This is a genomic window from Mumia sp. Pv4-285 (assembly GCF_041320275.1).
Lineage (GTDB): Bacteria > Actinomycetota > Actinomycetes > Propionibacteriales > Nocardioidaceae > Mumia > Mumia qirimensis.
The window spans coordinates 3,659,667-3,683,479 of the sequence record NZ_CP162023.1; the positions used below are offsets into that span (position 1 = coordinate 3,659,667).

Sequence of the window (23,813 nt, forward strand, 5' to 3'; positions counted from 1 at the left end):
GTCAGATCTGCTCGTCGGTCGCCGTCGGTTGGTGCGCCTCGAGCACGAGCGAGGTCAGCTGGCGGTGGACGTCCTCGACGTGGGGGACGTCGCGGATCTGGAGGCCCGCCTGCTCGCTGGCGTCGTGCACGATCAGCGTCCCGCAGCCGAGGACCCGGTCCAGCAGGTGCTTCTCGTACGACACGTCGTTGATGCGGGTCAACGGGATGATGCGGCCGGTCCGCGTCAGGAGGCCCTTCTGCTCGACGAGGCGGCGGTTCGTGACGGTGTACGTCCAGGTGAACCAACGCAGGAACGGCAGCACCGCCCACCACACGATCACGACGAGCGCCACCACGATCACGACGGTGCGTACGAGGCCGTCCGTCACGGCGGCGGCGTACCCACCGGCGCCTGCCGCGAGGACCAGGACGAGCACGGCGCCGAACAGCGCCTTCACGTGCGTCCGCACCGTCAGGATCTCGCGCTCGCCCTCGATCAGCAGCTTCTTGGAGACTGTCACGGGGTCATGGTGTCACGACCGCGGGCGCAGATGGGTGATGTCACCGGCAGAGACGACGGAGACCTTGCCGTCCGACGAGACCTCGAGGCGGCCGCTCGCGTCGATGCCGACGGCGGTCCCCTCCAGGTGGGTCCCGTCCGGGAACTCCACCGACACCTCGCGTCCCACGGTGGAGCAGACGCGCTCGTACGCGGGACGCAGCCCGCGGTCGGCGTCACCGTCGGCCTTGACCCAGGCGGAGTAGACGGCCTCGAAGGCACGGGCGTACTCGCTCACCAGCCCGGTGCGCTCCGCCGTCGGCGAGCCCTCGTGCGTCAGCGAGGTGGCGTTCGGGACGTCGATCTCCTCCGGGGTCACCGACACGTTGATGCCGCAGCCCACGACCGCGGCCGGGCCGGTCGGCGTGTCGACCCGCTCGACGAGGATGCCCGCGAGCTTCCGGTCGTCCACGACGACGTCGTTGGGCCACTTGAGCCGGGCTTCGACGCCGGCCTGGCGTACGGCGGCGATCACCGCCGTACCGGTCAGCAGCGGGAGCCACGTCCACCGCTGCGCGTCGACCCGCGGTCGTACGAGGATCGAGACCGCCACCGCGGAGTAGCGGGGCATCTCCCACGTACGGTCGAGCCGGCCGCGCCCGGCGGTCTGGTGGTCAGTGGTGAGCAGGGTGCCCTCGGGGGCACCCGCGCGGGCGAGTGCGGCGAGGTCGGCGTTGGTGCTCGCCGTCTCGGGCGTCACGCGGACGTCCTGCCACCAGGAGGTAGGTCGGATGAGAGCCTGCTCCAGGCCAGCGGCATCGAGCGGGCGTCGGACAAGTGGTGAGTCAGGCTGGTCGCTCATAGGGCCACTGTCCCACGATCTGCGGCCCCGGTCGGGCCTGTGCGACCGTGCGGTTACCCTGAGCGCGTGAGTGAAGCAGTGGCACCCGAACAGGGTCAGATCGACACGCACACGACGGCCGGCAAGCTTGCCGACCTCGATCGTCGTCTCGACGAGGCCGTCCACGCGGGGTCGGCGAAGGCGGTCGAGAAGCAGCACGCCAAGGGCCGCCAGACCGCACGCGAGCGGATCGAGATGCTGTTCGACGAGGGCTCGTTCGTCGAGATCGACGAGCTCGCCCGGCACCGGTCGACCGCGTTCGGGCTCGAGAAGAACCGCCCGTACGGCGACGGTGTGATCACCGGCTACGGCACGGTCGACGGCCGCCAGGTCTGCGTGTTCTCGCAGGACTTCACGGTCTTCGGCGGGTCGCTCGGCGAGGTGTACGGCGAGAAGATCACCAAGATCATGGATCTGGCGATCAAGACCGGCTCCCCGATCGTCGGCATCAACGAGGGTGCAGGCGCACGCATCCAGGAGGGCGTCGTCTCGCTCGGCCTGTACGGCGAGATCTTCCGCCGCAACGTCCACGCCTCGGGTGTCATCCCGCAGATCAGCCTCATCATGGGCTCGTGCGCGGGCGGCCACGTCTACTCCCCTGCGGTCACCGACTTCACCGTGATGGTCGACGGCACCTCCAACATGTTCATCACCGGGCCCGACGTCATCAAGACCGTCACCGGCGAGGACGTGTCGATGGAGGAGCTCGGCGGCGCCCGGACGCACAACACCAAGTCGGGCAACGCCCACTACATGGGTGCCGACGAGGAAGATGCGATCGAGTACGTCAAGGCACTGCTCTCGTATCTCCCCCAGAACAACATGGAAGACGCGCCGGCGTACGACGAGGTGGCTGACGTCGAGTTCTCCGACGTCGACCTCGCGCTCGACACGCTGATCCCGGACTCGCCGAACCAGCCGTACGACATGCACACGGTGATCGAGTCGATCGTCGACGACGGCGAGTTCCTCGAGGTCCAGCCGCTGTTCGCGCCGAACATCCTGATCGGCTTCGGACGGGTCGAGGGCCGGTCGGTCGGTGTGGTCGCGAACCAGCCGATGCAGTTCGCCGGCACCCTCGACATCGACGCCTCCGAGAAGGCCGCCCGCTTCGTCCGTACCTGCGACGCGTTCAACGTCCCGGTCCTGACCTTCGTCGACGTGCCGGGCTTCCTCCCCGGCACCGATCAGGAGTGGAACGGCATCATCCGCCGCGGCGCGAAGCTGATCTACGCCTACGCCGAGGCCACCGTCCCGCTGGTCACCGTCATCACCCGCAAGGCGTACGGCGGCGCGTACGACGTCATGGGCTCCAAGCACCTCGGCGCCGACCTCAACATCGCCTGGCCGACCGCCCAGATCGCCGTCATGGGCGCGCAGGGCGCGGTCAACATCCTGCACCGCAAGACGCTCGCTGCGGCCGACGATCCCGAGGCCAAGCGCGTCGAGCTGATCGACGCCTACGAGCAGACGCTCGCCAACCCGTACATCGCCGCGGAGCGCGGCTACGTCGACCAGGTCGTCCAGCCGCACGAGACGCGTGTCGAGATCATCCGCGCCCTGCGCCTGCTGCGCAGCAAGCGCGAGACGCTGCCGCCCAAGAAGCACGGAAACATCCCGCTGTGAGCGCTTCCGCTGGTCGAGGCGACGAAGTCGATCGAGACCCCGTCACTCCTCTGCTGCGGGTCGTCAAGGGCGATCCGACGCCAGAGGAGCTCGCGGCGCTCGTCGCCGTGGTGGCCGCGCGCGGCGCTGCAGCGGCGGCGGCGACGGGAGCCGCTCCGGCGCGTCGTTCGGCCTGGGGCGATCCTGCCCTCGCTGTCCGCCCCGTCCACAGCCACGGCCGCGACGGGTGGCGCCGGTCGGCGTTCCCGCGCTAGATCCGATCGCCGCCCACCTTGGCTAGGACGCGCTAGAACCTGACCATGAGTCTTCGTCCGTTGTCCGACCTCGGCCCTGCGAGCTGGGTCTCATCGGCCGAGGCGTTCTGGTACGACGTCGTCAACTACTGCCCGCCGGGTTTCGAGGCATACCTCCGCCTCGTCGTCCCGAGGGCGACGAGGACGAGGAGCTGCTCCGCGCACCGTGCGAGGTACTAGCACGCCACACCGGGACTCCCACCGACTCGTACTTCTGTCGCTGAGCCGGGTGGCCGTCGAGAGCGGACGGTTCTCGCACGCGATCGTCGACGAGGACCCCGACGACGAGTGGCGGCTCGGTATCGGCGGTACGCGTACGCTCATCGCCGATCTCCAGGCCGATGGCCGCTTCGACACCACGCCCGTCTACCCGTACGACTGACGGCTCGCTCACCCGCGACGCAACGAGCGGAAGGCGGTGGCGCCGCACGCCTTCCTCGCGCTAGACCTGGGGTATGGCCCTTCGCCCGCTCACCGATCTCGGGCCCGCCGACTGGCTCATCACGGCCGATGCCGCAGGTTTCGACGTGATCTGCCTCGGCGCGCCTGGATTCGACACGTACGTCCGGCTCCTCCACCCGCTCGACGAGGACCTGAGCGGGGAGAACGCAACGCTGAACGCCGAGGGCGACCTCGACGAGGTGCAGATGGTCGCACTGTGCGAGGTCCTCGCACGGCACACGTCCACACCGGACGACGCCTACCACGGCCTGTGGGACGGATTCGGGCAGCTACGTGGCGGGGTCTTCGTCAGCCTGACCACCGGCGAGAGTGGCCAACTGCCGCAGGCCTTCCCTGCCGAGGTCATGGCGTATCCACGCGTCGCGCTGCGCAAGGGCCGGTCGTACCTGCTCTTCCGTGGCCCGCTCGCCGACGCCGGCCATTGGGGAGGTAACTCGGTCCACGGCTGGATCAACAGCCCGAACCTTCTCTGGCCGGCTGATCGCGCCTGGTGCGTGGCGACGGAGATCGACTACCCGTGGACCGGGATCGGTGGTCCTCAGTCGCTGATCGACGAGCTGCACAGCGACGACCGGTTCGACGTCGTGCATGCCGACCCGTACGGGACCCAGCCGTACCGGTGACGCCTCGCCTACGCTGACCGCGTGCTGCCTTCTCGCGTCGTCCTCGCCTCACAGTCCCCTGCCCGCCTCGCCACGCTGCGCGCCGCGGGGATCGAGCCGGAGGTGATCGTCTCCGGGGTCGACGAGTCGGTGATCGTGTCGGACGACCCGGTGGTCGTGGCGACGGAGCTTGCTCGGTTGAAGGCGCGGGCGGTCGCACACCGGATCAAGGACGACGGAGCGCTGGTCCTGGGATGCGACTCGGTGCTGGCCTTCGAGGGCGAGGTCCTCGGCAAGCCAGGCGACGCGGCCACCGCGGTCGAACGCTGGCAGCGCATGCGGGGCCGTTCCGGGGTGCTCCACACCGGCCATTCCGTAAGACTCGGTGAACGTGAGATCAGCGACGACGCAGCGACGACCGTCCACTTCGCCGATGTGAGCGATGCCGAGATCGAGGCGTACGTCGCCACCGGCGAACCGCTCCAGGTGGCTGGCGCGTTCACGGTCGACGGGCTCGGAGGCGCGTTCGTCGAGCGGATCGAGGGCGACCACCACAACGTGGTCGGCCTCTCGCTCCCGCTCGTGCGCAGCATGCTGGCCGGACTGGGTGTCCGGTGGACCGACCTCTGGCAGACGTCGCGAAGCTGACTGCACCTTCACCTGACAGCACCTTCACCTGACGGCGCGCCGTCATGACTCTCGCTTGGCGCCACACTTCACACGCGCAGGCGGAGGAGCCGATCGAGATGCGCCTCGAGAGGCGAGTGGCGATCAGGACGGGGCCGGTGCAGCGCCGGCCGCCGCGCACGCTCATGATCGAAAGGCCGCACACGCTCCGGAGGGCCCGCACGCTCCGAAGCCGCCACACGCTCCGGGGTACCCGCACCGGCGACCGCTGCTCGCGGCTGCGCAGGCACGGCGTCCGGGGCACACCGCAGTGCGCGGAGCTCACGAAGGCGGTCGCTCAACCGTCGGCGCTGCACGCGATGGTGGTCCTCGATCTCCTGGATCCTCGCACCCTTGCGCCGACGGAAGACGAACCCTCGCGCACCGTCGGACTCGACCCAGAGCTTGCCGATATGGATCAGCTGATGGCATCGCGGGCACAGACCGACGAGATTGTCGAGATCGGTCCGGCCACCGTCGCGGTCCCACCACGCCACGTGGTGCAGCTCGAGATGCGTCCCGCGGCAACCGGGGCTGGCGCAGATCCAGCCTTGCCGCGCGAGAACGACCTGCCGCTGTTTGTAGGTCGCCAACCGGTGCGTGCGTCCGACGTTGAGGATGTCGGCCTGCGGAGTCGCACCACCCGTCGCGCCGTCGACCAGGAAGTCGGTCCGGTCGGCACCGCAGCTCAGGTACTCGAAGAGCTTCGGGCCGACCGGGCCCCACCCGGCCAGGACCGGCGGTGCGGCGCCCGGCTGTCCGGCCAGCCACTCCGCGTCCACCATGACGCCGACCTGCGGACGCACTCCCCGGTCGGTAGGCAGCCCGTGCTCGAGGGCCGCGGCAGCGAGGTCGCCGACCGCATCGACGCGGCGCTGCGCCGGAGTGCGCGCGTCGTCAGAACCTCGAGGCGCCGACGCCGCCGTCAGCCACGTCTTGAAGCGCGTGCCGGAGACGGCGTCGAGGAAGCCGTTGACGTGGAAGCCCTCTCCGCATCGCGCGACGGTCAGGTCGTGCTTGTCCATGCCGGCGGCGTAGGCACGGTCGAGCTCCTCGGGGTGCGCGACCTCGACCAGCATCGTGAGCTGCTGGGACAGCTCGTCGGGCTCACACATCCGCGCGACGTCGAGCATGACGTCCTCCGCGGCCTCGACGACCTCGCGGTCGGCCTTCTTCAGGGCGACTGTGAACGCATCGACGTGCGCGCGCCGGATCTCGCCGGCACGGTGCGCCGACCCCACCGCAGGCAGGACCCGCATCGTCCGGCCGGCTGCCGTCGCCCTGCGCGTCTGCCCGGCGTCCCACCGCATCTCGCGCCGTGCCCACGCGGCCGCGGTCGCCGCACCCTCGGCGTCGTGAGCAGCCTGCTCCTGCATCTGGTCGAACCACGTGGCTTGGAGTCCGTCGAGGCGATCGGCAGCGCGCCCGAGGCGCCGCAGCACCTCGCACGTCTGCTCGTCGGTCGCCAAGGCCACCGGCTGGTCGGCAAGTGCGTCCAGCGCGGCCTCGAGCGCGCCCGCCGCATCGATATCGAACATGTATTCGATCCTACTCGGGGCCAATGACAGCCGACTACGACTCGTACGGACCTGTGCGCACCCAGCGCCTCCACTCGTCCTGGGGACGGAAGCCAGACGCCTCCCAGAACGATGCACCCTGCCCGTTGGCCTCGAGCACCATCGCGTCGATCCGTCCCGCACCCACGTCCCTCGCTCGCTCCTCGGCATGGGCGATCAGCGCACGTGCCACGCCGCTGCGCCGCGCACCGGGATCAACGGCGAGCCGGTAGAGGTGGAACCGCCATCCGTCCCAACCGACGATCAGCGAACCCACGATCCGCCCGTCCCGCTCGGCGACCACCAGCGACTCCGGATCTCGCGCGACCAACCGGCGAACCGCATCCTCGGTGTCGGCCGGCCGCGCCTCGTTCTCGCCGGCCCGGCCCCAGAAGTCGACCAGCGCCGCCGCCTCGTCGGCTCGAGCCGGCCTGATCGTCATGCGCGCCACAAAATCACCTTGCGCCGTCCTCGGACTCGAGTGGGCCGGTGCAGACTGGAGCGCGACGATGCCACAGTGGCGTTTCTACCACCGAGGCGACACCGCGCGGCGAGGAGACCACAGTGACGAGGGCGGACGACGCGGGGTTCCTCGACCTCGCGATCGAGCAGGCACGGATCGGATGGGCCGAGGGCGGCGTCCCGATCGGGGCGGCCCTCGTTCACGACGGCACGGTCCTCGCCGTCGGCCGCAACCGACGCGTCCAGCTGAACAGCGCCATCCGGCACGGCGAGACCGACTGCATCGAGAACGCCGGACGGCTTCCCGCCGCGGTCTACCGCCGCAGCGTCCTCTACACGACGCTGTCGCCCTGCTTCATGTGCGCGGGCACGGCGCTCCTGTACGAGATCCCCCGGATCGTCGTCGGCGAGAACCGTACGTTCGAGGCCTCGGAGGACTGGCTGCGGTCGCACGGGACCGTCGTCGACGTCGTGGACGACCAGCGGTGCGTCGCCCTGATGGAACGCATGCTTCGCGAGCGACCGAGCCTGTGGGCCGAGGACATCGGCGAAATGCCCTGACCGCCAGCCGTGACTACTCGACCGGCAGGCCGAGGCCTCGCGCGATGAGCATCCGTTGCACCTCGGACGTCCCCTCGCCGATCTCCAGGATCTTGGCGTCGCGGTAGAAGCGCGCGACCGGGTACTCCTCCATGAAGCCGTACCCGCCGAACACCTGCGTCGCGATCCGCGTGGCGGTCACGGCCTGCTCCGTCGCGTACAGCTTGGCGATCGACGCCGCCTGCTTGAGCTCCCGCCCACCGATGCCGGCGTCCTTCATCGCGGCCGCCTCGTACGTCAGCGCACGCGCCGCGCGGGCGGCGACTGCGAGGTCGGCGATCTGGAAGGCGACACCCTGCTTGCGTCCGATCGGGCCGCCGAACGTCTGGCGGTCGAGCGCGTACTCGCGTGCAAGGTCGAGGCACGCCTCGATGCACCCGACGGCGAGCGCCGCAATGGCGATCCGGCCGTCGTCGAGGGTCGCGAGGAACTGCGCGTAGCCGCGACCACGCTCACCGAGGAGGTTCTCCTCCGGCACGCGGCAACCGGAGAACGACAACGGGTGAGTGTCGGAGATGTGCCAGCCGAGCTTGTCGTACGCAGCCTCGGCCACGAACCCGGGCGTGCCCGCGGGGACGATGATCGTCGAGATCTCGGGACGGCCGCCGTCGCGCATCCCCGTCCGCGCGGTGACCGTCACCAGCGACGTGATCGCTGAGCCGGAGTTCGTGATGAACTGCTTCGCGCCGTCGACGACCCACTCGCCGTCGACGAGCTCGGCCTTGGTCGCCGTCGCACCCGCATCCGACCCGGCACCAGGCTCGGTGAGCCCGAACCCCGCCAGCGCCCGACCGGCGACGAGGTCGGGAAGCCACTGCGCCTTCTGAGCGTCGGTGCCGTAGGTCAGGATCGGGTTGATGCCCAGACCCACCGCGGCCTCGAGGGTGATCCCGATCGACTGGTCGACCCGGCCGAGCTCCTCGATCGCCACGCACAGGCTCGTGAAGTCGCCGCCCGAGCCGCCGTACGCTTCCGGCGCCGTCAGCCCGAACAACCCGAGGTCGCCCATCTTCGCCACGAGGTCCACCGGGAAGTGGTGGTCGCGGTCCCACTGCGCGACGTGCGGGCTGATCTCGGCCTGCGCGAAGTCGCGGACGACCTTGCGGAAGGACTCGTGCTCAGGAGAGAGGGTGCTGTACGCCATGGCGTGATGTTAACAGTCGTTAACCAGCCTCCGCGAGAACGACGACCTCCCCACCTCGTACCGTGTTCCTCGGCTGACGACTTGACAGGTTTGCGATCGCAAATAATGATGTTTGCGAAAGCAAACACGGAAGGACCTCCCTCGTGCACCTCCCCGCCTCGCAGCTCGCTCGGCGCCTCGTCGCAGCAGTGGCCGCGCCGCTCACGACCACAGCGCTGCTCTTCATCCCCGCCACCGCACACGCCGAGGAGGCGCCGCCGCAGACCATGCAGCTCGTCCTGGACGCCTCAGGCTCGATGGCCGAGCCGGCCAAGGGCGGAGGCACGAAGATCGCCGCGGCCCGCACCGCCCTCACCAACGTCGTCGACACCCTCCCCGACGAGGCCGTGGTCGGCATGCGCGTCTACGGCGCCACGATCGACACGGGCAAGGGCGCCTGCACGGACTCCCAGCAGGTCGTCGAACCCGGCACCGACAACCGCGACGCCCTCCGCACCGCCGTCGGGGACTACAAGCCCCTCGGCGAGACCCCGATCGGCTACGCCCTTCAGGAGGCCGGCAAGGACCTCGGCACCGAGGGCAAGCGCACCATCGTGCTCGTCTCCGACGGGGAGTCCACCTGCGATCCCGACCCGTGCAAGGTCGCGCGCGATCTCTCGAAGGACGGAATCGACCTCAAGATCGACGTAGTCGGTCTGTCGGTGGACGCCAAGACCCGCAAGCAGCTTCGGTGCATCGCCGACGCCGGGCACGGCACCTACTACGACGCCGACTCCGCCGCCTCCCTCACCGAACGGCTCGAGGTGACGTCCACGCGCGCGTTCCGCCCGTTCGACTTCACCGGGACACCCGTGACGGGCACACCCGAGCGTGTCAACGCTCCCGAGATCGGGGTGGGTCAGTGGCTGGACAAGGTCCCTGTCCGCGACACCGCCGCCTACTACACGATCCCGCGCACCATCCCCGGCTCGACGATCCACGTGGGTGCGACGACACAGACCCCGGGCGACAGCCTCGGCAGCGGGCTCGTGCTCACCCTCACGGGCGACGACGGCACGACCGAGTGCGGGAGGGGCTCGGCGTTCGAGTCCGCGATCGGGGGTACGAACCTCGTCAGCGGAAGCCTCAACAGCTGGTCGCGGGACGAAAAGCCCGTGTGCGACGACGCCGAAGCCCTGACGCTCGAGGTCAAGATCACGGTGGACGACACCCTCGCAGGCGCTCCGGTCGAGATCGTCGTGTACGAGGAGCCGCCGCTCGCCGAGGGGACGGTTGCGCAGCTTCCTGCCGAGCAGGGCACCCCGCCCTGGGAACGCATGGATCCCGCGACCCCGACCAGTGAGGTCGTCCCCGGGAGCAGCATCGCGAACGCACCTGTCATCGAGGCCGGGACGTACCGCCTCGACATCCGGTCGGGCGAGCGGCAGGTAGTGGCTGTGCCGCTCTCCTGGGGCCAGCACCTCCAGGCACAGATCGACGCGACCCTGACGAAGCCCGCGTACGACGGTGCGGGCGCCTGGAGCGGCTTCGACGTCCACGTCGTCGGCCCCACCCGCTCCGACGCCACCGCGACGCTGTTCCCCAACCCCCCAGCCGACTGGCGGGCCAGCATCCCGTTCGGGAACATGTGGATCGAGGACGACAAGCACTGGCGTCGCGGCGCCACCACCGTCCCGGTCACCTACCTCAACCGCGCCTCGGCCAAGCCCGAGGTGAGCGCGTCGACGCTCCCCGGCTACCGCTACGTCGACGTCGGGTTCGTCAACCGGGCCAACGACGCAGCCGTCATCACCTACGACCTCACGGTGAAGGTGTTCGGCGAGGAGGGCGAAGGCGCACCGCAGTACGCCGACGACGCGAACCTGCTGACGCCGGAGACCGAGGACGCCGGCACCCCGCCGTCGGAGCAGCCGTCCGACGACGACACCGAAGCTGCGGCAGCAGTGACGAGCTCCGACGAGGGTGGCTTCCCGTGGCTCCCTGTCGGGCTCGGCGCGGCGGGTCTGCTGCTCGTCACCGGGGGCGTGGCCGCCGTCGTGCTCGCGCGGCGACCCAAGCAGCCGACGCCGACGCCCGGACCGCAGCAGCCCTGGGGCGGGCCCGGCCCCGGCGGCTGGTAGTCAGCCCAGGAGCAGGACGGCCATCACGACCAGGAGGGCGACGCCGAGGCCGATCGCGGCGAAGCCCCCGGTCGCGAGGCGGGTCCGCTGTCGGGGCGGAGCCGGAGCCGCGACGGGCTGGACCGGCGGGAGGGTCCGCTCGACCGGTGACCGCTCAGGCTCCACCGGCTCCTCCCCCGGCACCGTCACGTGCGCGAACACCTCGATGTCGGCGCCCTCGTCGGCAGGGGCGCTGCCGTCCGGCGGGACGAGTCCCGTGCTCCGCAGGTAGGCGCGTGCGTCCGTTGCGGACTGCGGGCGGCGGCGCGGGTCGGGATCGGTCAGACCGAGCGCAAGGCGCCACAGACGATGATCGACTCGAGCCGGCGGCGTCGGAGCGAGCGGAGCACCCTCCTGCGGGCGCTCGCCGCTGAGCATCTCGGCCAGCACGACGCCGACGCCGTACAGGTCCTGGGTCGGATGGAGATCGGCGCCGACGAGGCTCTCGGGTGCGCGATAACCACGGGTCCCGAGCACCATCGCGGGTCCCGTCATCCGCGGCTCGTAGAGCGGTGCGGCGACGCCGAAGTCGCTCAGGCGCAGGTACGGACGGCTGCGACCGGTGGGTTCGAGCAGCAGGTTCGCGGGCTTCACGTCACGGTGCAGGACGCCGGCGTCGTGGACCGCGCCCAACGCGTCCAGGAGCTGGTCGAGCAGGCAGGCCGCCCACGACACCGGCAGCGCACCGAAGTCCTCGAGGAGGTCGTGCACCGACCCGCCTCGTACGACGTCCATGGTGAACAGCACCGTGTCGTCCTCGCCGGCCCAGCCGAGCGGGCGCACGGTGTGCGGGTGCTCGACACGGGTGCTGAGCTCGCGAACGAACCGCAGGAGCAGCGCCGCGTCGACCTGCCGGACCAGCTTCGCCGCACGCACCGCGTCGTCGCGCCGGTCGTGGACCAGCCACACCGTGCCCATGCCACCGGAACCGATCGGCTCGAGGAGCTCGTACCGGCCGGCGAAGACCTCACCCATCGGCGCCGTACCTCCGCAGCAGGGCCGCGATCCGCGGGTGCAGCTCGGCGACCCGCGCGGCGGCGTCCTCGTACTCGGCTGCGGTCGCCTCCGACCGGAACAACGCACGCACCGTGCTGGCGTCTGCGGTCGTCCACGACGTCACCACAGCAGCGCCCTCCTGAGACGCCAGCGACGCCACCGCCTCGTCCTGCGACACCTGCCCCGACGCCACCGCCTGCGCTGCGGCGTACATCGCCTGGAGCCGTGACACCGCCGCAGGGTTGCCGATCTTGACGCGGTGACCGTTGACCAGCTGCGACAGCATCGGCGCCGAGATGCCCAGCGTCTCGGCGACCCGAGCCTGCGTCAGGCCGAGGGTCTCCGCGCAGCGGCGGACGATGTCACCGAGCGGCTCGCCGTACAGCGCCGCCTGGGCGCGCCGGTTGGCGTCGGCATCGGGAGCGCTCATGCACCGAACCCTAGCCGGGGACCGGACACCCGTCGGGACCGGAGACCGCCCGCTCTAGACTCGACGGGCAGCCCCAGGTACACCGAGGAGCACCCGTGAGCAACGACCAGGGCATCCGCCCGCTGAGCAAGGTCCTCATCGCCAACCGTGGTGAGATCGCCGTCCGCGTCATCCGCGCCTGCAAGGACGCCGGGATCGGCAGCGTCGCGCTGTACGCCGACGCCGACCGCGACGCCCTGTTCGTCCGTCTTGCCGACGAGGCCTACTCGCTCGGTGGTGCCACCCCCGCCGAGACGTACCTGTCGATCGAGAAGATCCTCGACGTCGCTCAGCGCAGCGGCGCCGACAGTGTTCATCCCGGCTACGGGTTCCTCGCCGAGAACGCCCCGTTCGCGCAGGCCGTCCTCGACGCAGGACTGATCTGGATCGGTCCCCCGCCGCACGCCATCGAGGCGCTCGGCGACAAGGCGAAGGCCAAGCACATCGCCGCGAAGGCCGACGCTCCTCTGGCCCCGGGGACCAAGGACCCGGTCGCCGATGCCGACGAGATCGTGGCCTTCGCCAAGGAGCACGGGCTCCCGGTCGCGATCAAGGCCGTCTTCGGCGGCGGCGGCCGAGGACTCAAGGTCGCCCGCAAGCTCGAGGAGATCCCCGAGCAGTTCGACTCCGCCGTCCGCGAGGCGGTCACGGCGTTCGGGCGCGGCGAGTGCCTGGTCGAGAAGTTCCTCGACAAGCCGCGTCACGTCGAGACTCAGTGCCTCGCCGACGCCCACGGCAACGTCGTGGTCGTCTCCACCCGCGACTGCTCGCTCCAGCGCCGCCACCAGAAGCTCGTCGAGGAGGCGCCCGCACCGTTCCTCTCCGACGACCAGATCGACAGCCTCTACACCGCGTCCAAGGCGATCCTGCGCGAGGCCGGCTACGTCGGCGCCGGCACGTGCGAGTTCCTCGTCGGCCAGGACGGCACCATCTCGTTCCTCGAGGTCAACACCCGCCTCCAGGTCGAGCACCCGGTCTCCGAGGAGGTCACCGGCCTCGACCTCGTGCGCGAGATGTTCCGGATCGCCGCAGGCGAGGAGCTCGGCTACGACGACCCGGAGATCAAGGGTCACTCGATCGAGTTCCGCATCAACGCCGAGGACGCCGGCCGCAACTTCCTCCCCGCGCCGGGGACCCTCACGGTGTGGGAGCCCCCGGCGGGCCCGGGCGTACGCGTCGACTCGGGCTACGTCGCCGGCGAGACTGTCCCCGGGTCGTTCGACTCCCTCGTCGCCAAGCTGATCGTCACCGGCAGCACCCGCCTGCAGGCCATCGAGCGGTCGCGCCGTGCGCTCGACGAGTTCAAGGTCGACGGCATGCCGACCGTCATCCCGTTCCACCGCCGGGTCCTCGACGACCCCGCCTACCTCGGCGACGGTGAGCAGTTCGGCGTCTACACCAGCTGGATCGAGACCGAGTTCGACAACACCATCGAGCCGTACGCCGGTGCTGCAGCCGAGGCGCCCGACGCGGGCGAGCGCGAGACCGTCACCGTCGAGGTCGGCGGCAAGCGTCTCGAGGTCGTCCTCCCGGGCGGGCTCGGAGCCGTTGCCGGCGCCGCCGCTGCGGGCGGCGCGAAGAAGCCCAAGCGCGCGGCCGGCAAGAAGGCCGGTGCCGCCGCCGGAGGCGACGCCCTCGTCTCACCGATGCAGGGCACGATCGTCAAGGTCGCGGTCGAGGAGGGCCAGGCCGTCGCCGAGGGCGACCTCGTCGTGGTCCTCGAGGCGATGAAGATGGAGCAGCCGCTCAACGCGCACAAGGCCGGCACGATCACCGGCCTCACGGCGACCGCTGGCGAGACCGTGACCGCAGGCGCGGTCGTGGTGGAGATCAAGGACTGACCCGGGTGCGGGGTGTGGCGGCGCAGGCAGGCGCCGTACGAAGGGCTGCGCGCACGGCGCTGGCGGGGCTCGTCGCCGGGCTCGCGCTGCTCACCGTCGCCGTTCCCGCTGCCGCGACTACCGCCGTACCCGCCGCTCTCGTCGACAGCACGATCGACGAGGTCGCGGCCGCGCTGGAGCAGGATCCGGTCATCGTCGAGGAGGTGATGGGCAACGGCGACGCGGCCGGCGCCCACGACCGCCTGCGCGAGGTGATCGACGGCTCCGACGTGCCGATCTACGTCGTGCTGGGCAGCACGCCGCGCGGCCTGAGCCAGTCCGACCCCGCCAACGACCTCGCCGTCCGCCTCCGCTCCCGTCTGGGAGATGGCATCTTCTTCATCGCACTGACCAGCGGCCCGCCGCGCCACGAGGCGTGGGGTGTGCCGGAGGCGACCCAGTTCTCGATCGCCGTGTACGACGCGTACCCGAGGGCGAGGGACCTGGCCTTTCCCGATGTCGACTGGAACAACGACAGCTCAGAGAGCCGGCCGCGTGGCCTCTCCGACGTCGCCGACGCGCAGATCGCGGCGACGATCGCCGCCGGCGGGGCTCCGTGGGGGATCACCGACGACGCGCTCGACGAGATCGCGACCGCCCCGTGGGCACCGCTGCCCGAGGAGCTGCCGCGGTCGTACGACGAGGCGACGCCAGGCGGACGCTGGGTCGTCGGCACGGCCGTCGGTCTCTCGGTGCTGCTGGTCGGGCTCCGGCTCCTGCTGTGGGCGACGGCGTCGCGAGAACCGCGCAGGCGGGTCCCCGCCAGCGCAAGCGCCGTTCTGGCGCCGACGCGGCTGGACCTCGCCGACCTGGTCGAGCGCGCGAACCAGGACGCCACCCGGCTCGCCCGTGAGCTCGCCGACGCACCGTCGTCGCCGTACGCCGACAGCGCCGTCGGCTACCGCACCGCCGCCGAGGCCGTCCTGCGGGACCTCGACGACCTCTCGAGTCCGGAGGACAAGGCCCGGTACGGCCGGCAGCTGCGCGACGCGGTCGGCGCACTGGTCCTCGCCAAGGCCGGTCGCCACGAGCTCGGCCGCGCGGGCAAGCCCGGGACCGAGCGCTACGTACCCTGCTTCTTCGACCCGCTGCACGGCCGGGCGTTCCACGCCGTCTCGGACCCGGGCCGTCGCTCCGTCGATGTCCCCGCCTGCCGCCGGTGCTCTGAGGCCCTCTCGAGCGGCGGCACTCCAAGGGCGCTCATCTTCCCGCCGGTCAGACGCCGCCAGCTCCGTCCGTACTACGAGGAGAACACCGTCTGGGCCCGCACCGGCTACGGTGCCCTCGACGGCCAGCTCTGGGCCACCGTCACCGCCGAGCGGGCGGGAGTGGACCGATGAGGTCGCTGGTGCGTTGGATCGGCGCCGCCCTCGTCGTCGGGATCGCCGTGGGCGCGGCGATGTTCGGTGTCCACGAGTACGAGTCCCGACACCCTTCCAGCGACGGAAACCTGCCGCCAGGTGGAGACCGGGTCGCCGAGGCGACTGCCGCGCTCGTCGCCGACCACCTGTACGTCGCCCCCGAGCTCGCACACCTCATCGATCCGCAGGCGCAGGCTCGGGTTGCCGCGGCGGCCGCCGCGTCGGATCCCGCCGCCTTCATCGCTCTGGCCGGCAAGGGCGACGCCGGCTACTACCTCGACGCGGATCTCGCTCAGTACCTCATGAACGGCGTCGCCGTCGACGGCTCCTATCTCGTCTGGGACGGGGAGGGCCAGTACGGGACAGAGCGCACGCGCGGCGGCACGATCTACAGCGTGGACTACGACATGTCGGGCAAGACCGAGGCCGCGCTGATGCGCTACGTCGACTCGGTCGACAGCGAGACGCTGGAGGAGCCGGACAGCTCCGACTACTGGGGCGGGCCTGGCGGCGGCATCGCTGCGGCCCTGCTGATGGTCGTCAGCGGCTACCTGGGCCTGATCCTCGTGGTCGGCATCGTCCGCGCCCTGGCCGGGTCGACCTACTTCCTGCCGGGGCGCTGGCGGGACTTCTTCGTCGGGAGCGACGCATGACCACGACACCGCAGAGCGCCGACCTCGACGCGATCTGGGCCTCCCTCGACGAGACCGGCGTCTACGTCGATCCGTCGATGTCCTCTCAGATCACCGCCGCACAGGTTGCCGAGATCGAGCAGAACGTCGCCGCCACCGAAGAGCCGACGTACGTCATCGCATACCCGCTCTCGCACGACGACGAGTTCAGCGGTCGTGCCGTGGACCTCCTCGCCACCGTGCACGACCACAACCCTCAGCCGGGCGTCTACCTCGCGACCGACACGAGCTTCGGCGAGGCGCGCCTCGAGGGCAAGGCCTGGGACACCACCACGAGGGACTACACCGCGTACAAGGCGACCTTCGCCGCGGAGCACGAGCACCCCACGAACCTCGGCGACCAGCTCGTCGCCGCGACCGAGATGCTCGCCGACGGCACCACCGAGGCGACGTACAACGAGGAGTGGGCGCAGTACGAGAAGGAGCAGGAGTCCTCCACCTCGTCCTCCTCGTCCTCCTCCTCCTACGACGACGGCGGCAGCACCGGCCTCATCGTCGCCGGCTCCCTGACGCTCGCGATCGTGGTCGTCGGTGTGGCCCTGGCGCGATCCTGGCGGCGGTTCAAGGTCGAGCGCGGCGACCTCCCGGCACGCGGCAAGGCCTTCGCCCTGCCTCCGTCGGTCGTCGAGCGAGTCCGCGACGCACACGACAGTGCGCTGATCGCACGAGCCGACCGCGAGATCCTGGCGCTGGGCGAGCTGATCGATGCCGCAGATCTGAACGGCTCGAGCGATGCCTGGCAGGCGACCCTCGACTCGTACGACCTCGCCAAGCGGGCCCGCGGAGAGGGGGCGAAGCCGGACGTCCTGGACGTCGTCGGGGCGATCGTGCTCGTCGAACGCGGGGTCGCGGCGCTGGCCGCGGCAGAGGACGGCACGGCGTACGTCCCCTCCGCACCGTGCTACCTCAACCCGCTGCACGGTAGCGCCACCGGACGCTCGACACTGACGTCGGCCTCCGGCAAGGTGACCGTCCCGCTGTGCGAGACGTGCCGCCGTGACCTCAAGGCCAAGCGCAGACCCGACATCCTCGACGTCGTCCGCCACGGCAAGCCGGTGCACTACTTCGACTCCGGCGTCGAGCCATGGGCGTCGACCGGCTACGGCGCGCTGGACCCCGACCTCGTCACGAGGCTGCACCAGACCAAGCGCTGACGCCCCGGGCAGCGCCCTGCGGCTGATCCGCGAGACGGGTGGGTGACCGTGACACCGTCGATGTGCCATCGTGCACGCATGACGATCGCAGTCGCCTACACCCCCGACCAGTACGGCGAGACGGCCCTCGAGCACGGCATCGCCTGGGCACAGGCCCGCGACGCCCGCCTCGTGGTCGTCAACGTCGCGAAGCACTCCCGGTTCGACGAGGACGCCGACTTCGTGCACGGCTACGACCTCGAGCAGCTCCAGCACCGCCTCGCCGGCGCCGCTCTCGCCGGGCACCGGGTCCGCCAGCCGGTCGGGCCCGCGATCGCCGACCTCGTCCTCGAGGCCGTCGCCGACGAGGGCGCCGACCTGCTCGTCATCGGCATCCGTCACCGCACTCCGGTCGGCAAGCTCATCATGGGCAGCGTCGCCCAGAAGCTGCTGCTCGATTCTCAGGTCCCGGTCTTCGCGGCGAAGCCAGGTCAGCACCCGTTACGGTGAGACCCGGTCGCCCCACCGTCGCGGCGGCCGACCGGACCTGACGCACTCCCGATCGGAGTACCCCCATGTTCCGCAAGGTCGTCGTCGCCAACCGTGGCGAGATCGCGATCCGTGCATTCCGTGCCGCCTACGAGCTCGGCGCCCGCACCGTCGCCGTGTTCCCCTACGAGGACCGCGGCTCAGAGCACCGCCTGAAGGCCGACGAGGCCTACCAGATCGGCGAGGTCGGTCACCCCGTTCGCGCCTACCTGGACCCCGAGGCGATCGTCGCCACCGCCGTACGCGCGGGTGCTGACGCCGTCTATCCCGGCTACGGCTTCCTGTCGGAGAACCCCGCGCTCGCGAGTGCGTGCGCCGAGGCCGGCATCACCTTCGTCGGGCCCTCCGAAGATGTCCTGCGCCTGACCGGCAACAAGGCCCGCGCCATCGAGGCGGCGCGCGCCGCCGGCGTACCCGTGCTCGCCTCCGTTCCTCCCAGCCGCGACGCCGACGAGCTGGTCGCTGCGGCGGACGCACTGCCGTACCCGCTCTTCGTCAAGGCCGTCGCCGGTGGCGGCGGACGCGGCATGCGGCGCGTCGACGACCCCGCACACCTGCGCGAGTCCGTCGAGACCGCGATGCGCGAGGCCGAGGGCGCGTTCGGCGACCCCACGTGCTTCATCGAGCAGGCCGTCGTCGACCCGCGGCACATCGAGGTGCAGATCCTCGCCGACGCGACCGGCGAGGTCGTCCACCTGTACGAGCGCGACTGCTCGGTCCAGCGGCGTCACCAGAAGGTCGTCGAGATCGCCCCGGCGCCGCGGCTCGACCCGGCGATCCGTGAGCGGATGTGCGCCGACGCCGTCGCGTTCGCGCGGTCGATCGGCTACACCTGCGCAGGCACGGTGGAGTTCCTCCTCGACCCGCAGGGCAACTACGTCTTCATCGAGATGAACCCGCGGATCCAGGTCGAGCACACGGTCACCGAGGAGGTGACCGATGTCGACCTGGTGCAGGCTCAGCTGCGGATCGCGTCCGGCGAGACGCTCGCCGACCTCGGTCTGCGCCAGGACGCCATCACCGTCCGCGGCGCCGCGATGCAGTGCCGGATCACGACCGAGGACCCGTCCAACGGCTTCCGGCCCGACACCGGCAAGATCACCACCTACCGCTCCCCCGGTGGCGCCGGTGTGCGCCTCGACGGCGGCACGACGTACGCCGGCACGGAGATCGGCGCGTACTTCGACTCGCTGCTCACCAAGCTCACCTGTCGTGGCCGCGACTTCGAGGCCGCCGTCGAGCGGGCCCGGCGGGCTCTCGCCGAGTTCCGGATCCGTGGCGTCACGACCAACCTGACGTTCCTCCAGGCACTGCTGAGCGACGAGGAGTTCGTCGCCGGCGGCGTCACGACGTCCTACATCGACCGGCACCCCGAGCTGCTCGCCACGCCGCCGTCGGCCGACCGCGGCACCAAGCTGCTGTCGTACCTCGCCGACGTCACCGTGAACCGCCCTCACGGCGCCGCCCCCGACGTGCTCGACCCTCGCGAGAAGCTCCCGCCCGTCGACCTCCGCAGCGCGGCTCCGAGCGGGACGCGCCAGCAGCTCCTCGAGACCGGCCCCGAGGCCTTCGCCCGAGCGCTGCGCGAGCAGACGCAGGTCGCCGTCACCGACACGACCTTCCGCGACGCGCACCAGTCGCTGCTCGCGACCCGCGTGCGGACGTACGACCTGCTCGCGGCCGCGCCGGTGGTCGCCCGGACGACGCCGCAGCTGTGGTCGGTCGAGGCCTGGGGCGGTGCGACGTACGACGTGGCGCTGCGCTTCCTCAAGGAGGACCCGTGGGAGCGGCTCGCCAGCCTGCGCGAGGCCATCCCGAACGTGTGCCTGCAGATGCTGCTGCGTGGACGCAACACGGTCGGCTACACGCCGTACCCGACGGAGGTCACCGACGCGTTCGTCGCCGAGGCGACCGCCACCGGCATCGACGTGTTCCGCATCTTCGACGCGCTCAACGACGTCGAGCAGATGCGGCCGGCCATCCAGGCGGTGCGCGACACCGGGACGGCCGTGGCCGAGGTCGCGCTCTGCTACACCGGCGAGCTGATGGACCCGGCCGAGCCGATCTACACGCTCGACTACTACCTGCGTCTGGCCGAGCGCATCGTCGACGCCGGCGCACACGTTCTCGCGATCAAGGACATGGCGGGGCTGCTTCGCGCGCCGTCGGCGCACCGTCTCGTCACGGCGCTGCGCGAGCGGTTCGACCTGCCCGTGCACCTGCACACGCACGACACGGCGGGCGGCCAGCTCGCGACGCTCATGGCGGCGATCGACGCCGGCGTGGACGCCGTCGACACCGCCTCGGCGTCGCTGTCGGGGACCACCTCGCAGCCCCCGATGTCCGCGCTCGTCGCCGGCCTCGAGCACACCTCGGCACCGACCGGCCTGTCGCTGCAGGCGGTCAACGACCTCGAGCCGTACTGGGAGGCCGTACGCAAGCTGTACGCGCCGTTCGAGGCCGGGCTGCCGTCGCCGACCGGACGCGTCTACCGGCACGAGATCCCGGGCGGGCAGCTGTCGAACCTGCGGCAGCAGGCGATCGCGCTCGGGCTCGGCGAGCGCTTCGAGCAGATCGAGGACATGTACGCCGCGGCGAACGACATCCTCGGCGACATCGTCAAGGTCACGCCGTCGTCGAAGGTCGTCGGCGACCTGGCGCTGCACCTCGTCGCGGTCGGTGCGGACCCGAAGGAGTTCGCGGACAACCCGCAGGCGTTCGACATCCCGGACTCGGTGATCGGCTTCCTCGCCGGCGAGCTCGGCGACCCTCCCGGCGGATGGCCCGAGCCGTTCCGTACGAAGGCGCTCGAGGGTCGTACGGTCAAGCTCGGCGAGACGGAGCTGGCCGCGGACGACAGTGCCGGTCTCGCGGCCGACCCGCGCCCCACGTTGAACCGGCTGCTGTTCCCCGGGCCGACGCGCGACTTCGAGGACGCACGCGGCGAGTTCGGTGACCTGTCGGTGCTCCCGACGGAGGCGTACTGGTTCGGGCTCCGCCCCGGCGCCGACGTCGAGGTCGCGCTCGAGGAGGGCAAGACGCTGATCCTCGGGCTCGAGGCGATCAGCGACGCCGACGCGCGCGGGCTGCGCAACGTCCTGTGCACGCTCAACGGGCAGCTCCGCCCGGTTCTGGTGCGCGACCGGTCGGTGGCCAGCGACGTCGTGACGGCGGAGAAGGCCGACGCGTCCGACCCGCTGCACGTCGCGGTGCCGTTCGACGGCGTGGTGACTCCGTCGGTCGCGGTCGGCGACACGGTCGAGCCCGGTCAGCAGGTCGCGACGATCGAGGCGATGAAGATGGAGGCGTCGATCACCTCGCCGAACGGCGGCACCGTGTCGCGCCTGGTGATCGATGGTCCGCGCCAGTCGGAGGGCGGCGACCTGCTCCTCGTCCTGGGGTAGCCGTCCCCGATTTGTGCACGTGATCAAGGAATCCGGTCCGCAAATCCTTGTTCAGGTGCACAAATCGCGGACGGGAGGTCAGCGGGGTTGGTGCAGGCGCCGGGCGGCCTCGGCGACGGAGCCGCTCATCGACGGGTAGACCGTGAACGCGTTCGCGACCTGGTCGGTGGTGAGCCCCGTCGCCACCGCGAGCGAGACCGAGTGGATCAGCTCCGACGCCCGCGGCGCCACCACGACGCCGCCGATCACCGCACCGCCCCCCGGGCGGCAGAAGAGCTTGACGAACCCGTCTCGGACGCCCTGCATCTTCGCGCGCGGGTTCCCCGACAACCGCAGCATCACCGACTCGGCATCGACCTCGCCGGCGTTGACGTCGTTCTGAGTGACCCCGACCGTGGCGATCTCGGGGGCGGTGAAGACGTTGGAGACGACCGTACGGAGCCGCAGCGGGTGCACCGCGTCGCCGAGCGCGTGCGCCATCGCGATCCGCCCCTGCATCGCCGCGACCGAGGCGAGCATGAGGACGCCGGTGCAGTCGCCCGCCGCGTACACGCCTCGCGCCGAGGTCCGCGACACGCGGTCGACCTCGATGAAGCCACCCGCGTCGACGTTCACCCCGGCCGACTCGAGCCCCAGTCCGGCGCTGTTCGGGATCGATCCCAGGGCCAGGAGGCAGTGCGACCCCTCGATCTCGCGCCCGTCGGTGAGACGGACGACGACCGAGTCACCCTTGCGCTCGACCGACTCCATCCGGGAGCGGGAGAGGACATTCATCCCGCGTCGGGTGAAGACCTCCTCGAGGACGAGAGCCGCGTCCGGATCCTCGCCGGGCAGCACCCGGTCACGGCTCGAGACCAGAGTGACCTCGCAGCCGAGCGCCTTGTACGCGCCGGCGAACTCGGCGCCGGTGACGCCCGATCCGACGACGACGAGGTGCTCGGGAAGCTCGTCGAGCTCGTAGACCTGCTCCCACGTCAGGATGCGCTCGCCGTCGGGCTGGGCGTTGTCGACGACGCGAGGGTGCGCGCCGGTCGCGAGCAGCACGATCTGGGAGTGAAGCTCCTCGGTGCCGCCGTCGGCACGCTCGACGAGCACGGTCTCCGGTCCGTCGAGGCGCGCGGTCCCTGCGACGACCTGGACGTTCTCGCGCTCGATGCGTCGCCGGATGTCTTCGGACTGCGCGATCGCGAGCCGCTTCACCCGGTCGTTGACCTGCTTGAGGTCGACGGTCTGCGTGCCGGTCGCCAGGATGCCGAGCTCGGCCGAGCCAGCGACGTCCGTCATCAGGTCCGAGGTGGCGATGAGGGTCTTGCTCGGCACGCAGTCGGTGAGGACGGTCGAGCCGCCGAGCCCGTCGCGTTCGACGACGGTGACCTCAGCTCCGAGCTGCGCCGCGACGAGCGCAGCCTCGTACCCACCAGGTCCGCCACCGACGATCACGACACGATTCACGCCGCCATTGTCTCGCACCCGACGACGACGGCACGTCGCGGTCTGTCGCGGGTGGCGCCCGGTGTCGGCTGCGCCACAGCAGGGTGTGGGTACGCCGCGCGTCCGTCGCGGCTACTCGACCGGCGAGAGACCGATCTCCGCGAACAGCGCCTCGTTGAGCGAGAACGCCACCTTGACCTCGTCCACGACGCGCTGCTTGGTCACGTCGTCGAGCGGCAGCGAGTCGAGCCGGGCTCGGTAGCCGTCCTTGTACGGCTTGGGCTTCGGCACGAGCGGGAAGTCGTAGAAGGTCACGCCGTCGGCGGCGAGCCCGTACTCGCGCTGAAGGATCCGCCCGATCGCCTGGCCGCCGGAGAGGTCGCCGAGGTAGCGCGTGTAGTGGTGGGCGAGGAAGCGCACCGGATCGGCCGCGGTCTCGCTGACGCGGTCGGCGTACGCCGTCGCGGCGGGACCGACCGGGATCTCACGCCACGAGTCACCGGCGAGGAAGACCATGTCGGCCTCGATCGCCGCGGACCGAACGAGTGCCCGATCGACGACCGCGCCGCCCACGGGGTCGGACGCGAGGGCGTCGCCGACCGCCTCGATCGCCTCGTAGACGACCGCGAGCTGACGCAGGAAGACGGTGTAGCGGTCCACCGACGACCTGCCCCCGAGAAGGTCGGACATGAACGGCGAGTTCTCGGCGGACGTGTGCTCGGCACGCGACCCCTCGCGCATGAGTGCGGAGAGATCGGTGCTCGGGACGGTCGTCTCTTGGGGGGCGGTGACGGTCATGCGAGGCCTCCACGGGCGATCTTCGAACAGCGGACGGGTGCCGGAAACAATATGACACACCGTCATCATCAACGGGACGTTGCGTCATGACGAACATGACGTTGCGTCACTTTAACCCCGGTTGCTCTGGCGAGGCAAGGCTTGCCTAT

General features: G+C 70.8%; 23 protein-coding genes. 14 read left to right on the top strand and 9 right to left on the bottom strand.

Features of this window, described 5'->3' with window-relative positions; translation table 11 throughout:
• Position 1: 1 nt before the first annotated feature.
• The gene (locus AB3M34_RS17705) at positions 2–502 is read right to left on the bottom strand and encodes a PH domain-containing protein (RefSeq protein ID WP_370615923.1); all 501 of its coding nucleotides are present in this window, start codon (positions 500–502) and stop codon (positions 2–4) included.
• 12 nt (positions 503–514) lie between these two features.
• Positions 515–1,342, bottom strand: coding sequence for a biotin--[acetyl-CoA-carboxylase] ligase (locus AB3M34_RS17710; protein WP_370615925.1), 828 nt, complete (start codon positions 1,340–1,342; stop codon positions 515–517).
• 66 nt (positions 1,343–1,408) lie between these two features.
• Here AB3M34_RS17710 and AB3M34_RS17715 point away from each other — a divergent pair, with 66 nt between their 5' ends.
• From AB3M34_RS17715 to AB3M34_RS17740, 6 genes are all read left to right on the top strand, one after another.
• Positions 1,409–3,007 (top strand): acyl-CoA carboxylase subunit beta, encoded by a 1,599-nt coding sequence (locus AB3M34_RS17715; protein WP_370615926.1) that lies wholly within the window; start codon positions 1,409–1,411, stop codon positions 3,005–3,007.
• Positions 3,004–3,261 (top strand): acyl-CoA carboxylase epsilon subunit, encoded by a 258-nt coding sequence (locus AB3M34_RS17720; protein ID WP_370615928.1) that lies wholly within the window; start codon positions 3,004–3,006, stop codon positions 3,259–3,261. The genes AB3M34_RS17715 and AB3M34_RS17720 overlap by 4 nt, the downstream gene beginning before the upstream one ends.
• A 45-nt stretch (positions 3,262–3,306) precedes the next feature.
• Positions 3,307–3,480 (top strand): hypothetical protein, encoded by a 174-nt coding sequence (locus AB3M34_RS17725; RefSeq protein ID WP_370615929.1) that lies wholly within the window; start codon positions 3,307–3,309, stop codon positions 3,478–3,480.
• A gap of 49 nt (positions 3,481–3,529) precedes the next feature.
• The gene (locus AB3M34_RS17730) at positions 3,530–3,682 is read left to right on the top strand and encodes a hypothetical protein (RefSeq protein WP_370615931.1); all 153 of its coding nucleotides are present in this window, start codon (positions 3,530–3,532) and stop codon (positions 3,680–3,682) included.
• Positions 3,683–3,755: 73 nt separating this feature from the next.
• Positions 3,756–4,385, top strand: a complete 630-nt coding sequence (locus tag AB3M34_RS17735) for a hypothetical protein (protein WP_370615933.1) — start codon at positions 3,756–3,758, stop codon at positions 4,383–4,385.
• Positions 4,386–4,406: 21 nt separating this feature from the next.
• Complete coding sequence (locus AB3M34_RS17740; RefSeq protein WP_370615935.1) at positions 4,407–5,012, top strand: Maf family protein; 606 nt, start codon at positions 4,407–4,409, stop codon at positions 5,010–5,012.
• A gap of 68 nt (positions 5,013–5,080) precedes the next feature.
• On the opposite strand, the gene AB3M34_RS17745 is transcribed toward AB3M34_RS17740, so the two are convergent.
• Positions 5,081–6,568 (bottom strand): HNH endonuclease signature motif containing protein, encoded by a 1,488-nt coding sequence (locus AB3M34_RS17745; protein ID WP_370615937.1) that lies wholly within the window; start codon positions 6,566–6,568, stop codon positions 5,081–5,083.
• A 34-nt stretch (positions 6,569–6,602) separates the two neighbouring features.
• A complete protein-coding gene (locus tag AB3M34_RS17750) occupies positions 6,603–7,028 on the bottom strand; it encodes a GNAT family N-acetyltransferase (protein WP_370615938.1) in 426 nt (141 codons plus the stop codon).
• Positions 7,029–7,150: 122 nt separating this feature from the next.
• On the opposite strand from AB3M34_RS17750, the gene AB3M34_RS17755 reads away from it, so the two are divergent.
• Positions 7,151–7,609 carry a nucleoside deaminase gene (locus AB3M34_RS17755; RefSeq protein WP_370615940.1) on the top strand — a complete coding sequence of 153 codons (459 nt, stop codon included), beginning with the start codon at positions 7,151–7,153 and terminating at the stop codon, positions 7,607–7,609.
• A gap of 13 nt (positions 7,610–7,622) precedes the next feature.
• On the opposite strand, the gene AB3M34_RS17760 is transcribed toward AB3M34_RS17755, so the two are convergent.
• Positions 7,623–8,792 carry an acyl-CoA dehydrogenase family protein gene (locus AB3M34_RS17760; RefSeq protein WP_370615942.1) on the bottom strand — a complete coding sequence of 390 codons (1,170 nt, stop codon included), beginning with the start codon at positions 8,790–8,792 and terminating at the stop codon, positions 7,623–7,625.
• 143 nt (positions 8,793–8,935) lie between these two features.
• Between AB3M34_RS17760 and AB3M34_RS17765 the strand changes: the two genes are divergently transcribed.
• Positions 8,936–10,912: a vWA domain-containing protein gene (locus AB3M34_RS17765; protein ID WP_370615944.1), complete on the top strand. Its 1,977-nt coding sequence runs from the start codon at positions 8,936–8,938 to the stop codon at positions 10,910–10,912.
• Here AB3M34_RS17765 and AB3M34_RS17770 read toward each other — a convergent pair whose 3' ends face one another.
• Positions 10,913–11,926, bottom strand: a complete 1,014-nt coding sequence (locus AB3M34_RS17770; RefSeq protein ID WP_370615946.1) for a serine/threonine-protein kinase — start codon at positions 11,924–11,926, stop codon at positions 10,913–10,915.
• On the bottom strand, positions 11,919–12,377 hold the full coding sequence (locus AB3M34_RS17775; protein WP_370615948.1) for a helix-turn-helix domain-containing protein: 459 nt from the start codon (positions 12,375–12,377) through the stop codon (positions 11,919–11,921). Before AB3M34_RS17775 ends, AB3M34_RS17770 begins: the two co-directional genes overlap by 8 nt.
• 122 nt (positions 12,378–12,499) lie before the next feature.
• Between AB3M34_RS17775 and AB3M34_RS17780 the strand changes: the two genes are divergently transcribed.
• The 6 genes from AB3M34_RS17780 (at position 12,500) to AB3M34_RS17805 (ending at position 21,435) form a co-directional block, all read left to right on the top strand.
• Positions 12,500–14,257, top strand: coding sequence for an acetyl/propionyl/methylcrotonyl-CoA carboxylase subunit alpha (locus tag AB3M34_RS17780; RefSeq protein WP_407070177.1), 1,758 nt, complete (start codon positions 12,500–12,502; stop codon positions 14,255–14,257).
• Between the two features lie 5 nt (positions 14,258–14,262).
• A complete protein-coding gene (locus tag AB3M34_RS17785) occupies positions 14,263–15,636 on the top strand; it encodes a hypothetical protein (protein ID WP_370615951.1) in 1,374 nt (457 codons plus the stop codon).
• The gene (locus tag AB3M34_RS17790) at positions 15,633–16,310 is read left to right on the top strand and encodes a hypothetical protein (RefSeq protein WP_370615952.1); all 678 of its coding nucleotides are present in this window, start codon (positions 15,633–15,635) and stop codon (positions 16,308–16,310) included. Before AB3M34_RS17785 ends, AB3M34_RS17790 begins: the two co-directional genes overlap by 4 nt.
• Entirely contained in the window at positions 16,307–17,503 is a 1,197-nt protein-coding gene (locus AB3M34_RS17795) for a hypothetical protein (protein ID WP_370615954.1), read from the top strand. Before AB3M34_RS17790 ends, AB3M34_RS17795 begins: the two co-directional genes overlap by 4 nt.
• 78 nt (positions 17,504–17,581) lie before the next feature.
• Positions 17,582–17,992 carry a universal stress protein gene (locus AB3M34_RS17800; protein WP_370615955.1) on the top strand — a complete coding sequence of 137 codons (411 nt, stop codon included), beginning with the start codon at positions 17,582–17,584 and terminating at the stop codon, positions 17,990–17,992.
• A 65-nt stretch (positions 17,993–18,057) separates the two neighbouring features.
• Positions 18,058–21,435: a pyruvate carboxylase gene (locus tag AB3M34_RS17805; protein WP_370615956.1), complete on the top strand. Its 3,378-nt coding sequence runs from the start codon at positions 18,058–18,060 to the stop codon at positions 21,433–21,435.
• 78 nt (positions 21,436–21,513) lie between these two features.
• Here AB3M34_RS17805 and AB3M34_RS17810 read toward each other — a convergent pair whose 3' ends face one another.
• Both AB3M34_RS17810 and AB3M34_RS17815 read right to left on the bottom strand, forming a co-directional pair.
• Entirely contained in the window at positions 21,514–22,887 is a 1,374-nt protein-coding gene (locus AB3M34_RS17810) for an NAD(P)H-quinone dehydrogenase (RefSeq protein WP_370615957.1), read from the bottom strand.
• Positions 22,888–22,998: 111 nt separating this feature from the next.
• Complete coding sequence (locus AB3M34_RS17815; protein ID WP_370615959.1) at positions 22,999–23,664, bottom strand: heme oxygenase (biliverdin-producing); 666 nt, start codon at positions 23,662–23,664, stop codon at positions 22,999–23,001.
• Between the last annotated feature and the right edge of the window lie 149 nt (positions 23,665–23,813).

Coding starts and splice junctions, on each gene's coding strand:
- AB3M34_RS17735 (WP_370615933.1), top strand. CDS start 3,756: ATGGCCCTTCGCCCGCTCACCGATCTCGGGCCCGCCGACTGGCTCATC.
- AB3M34_RS17800 (WP_370615955.1), top strand. CDS start 17,582: ATGACGATCGCAGTCGCCTACACCCCCGACCAGTACGGCGAGACGGCC.
- AB3M34_RS17745 (WP_370615937.1), bottom strand. CDS start 6,568: ATGTTCGATATCGATGCGGCGGGCGCGCTCGAGGCCGCGCTGGACGCA.
- AB3M34_RS17760 (WP_370615942.1), bottom strand. CDS start 8,792: ATGGCGTACAGCACCCTCTCTCCTGAGCACGAGTCCTTCCGCAAGGTC.
- AB3M34_RS17775 (WP_370615948.1), bottom strand. CDS start 12,377: ATGAGCGCTCCCGATGCCGACGCCAACCGGCGCGCCCAGGCGGCGCTG.
- AB3M34_RS17770 (WP_370615946.1), bottom strand. CDS start 11,926: ATGGGTGAGGTCTTCGCCGGCCGGTACGAGCTCCTCGAGCCGATCGGT.
- AB3M34_RS17805 (WP_370615956.1), top strand. CDS start 18,058: ATGTTCCGCAAGGTCGTCGTCGCCAACCGTGGCGAGATCGCGATCCGT.
- AB3M34_RS17790 (WP_370615952.1), top strand. CDS start 15,633: ATGAGGTCGCTGGTGCGTTGGATCGGCGCCGCCCTCGTCGTCGGGATC.
- AB3M34_RS17795 (WP_370615954.1), top strand. CDS start 16,307: ATGACCACGACACCGCAGAGCGCCGACCTCGACGCGATCTGGGCCTCC.
- AB3M34_RS17750 (WP_370615938.1), bottom strand. CDS start 7,028: ATGACGATCAGGCCGGCTCGAGCCGACGAGGCGGCGGCGCTGGTCGAC.
- AB3M34_RS17710 (WP_370615925.1), bottom strand. CDS start 1,342: ATGAGCGACCAGCCTGACTCACCACTTGTCCGACGCCCGCTCGATGCC.
- AB3M34_RS17815 (WP_370615959.1), bottom strand. CDS start 23,664: ATGACCGTCACCGCCCCCCAAGAGACGACCGTCCCGAGCACCGATCTC.
- AB3M34_RS17725 (WP_370615929.1), top strand. CDS start 3,307: ATGAGTCTTCGTCCGTTGTCCGACCTCGGCCCTGCGAGCTGGGTCTCA.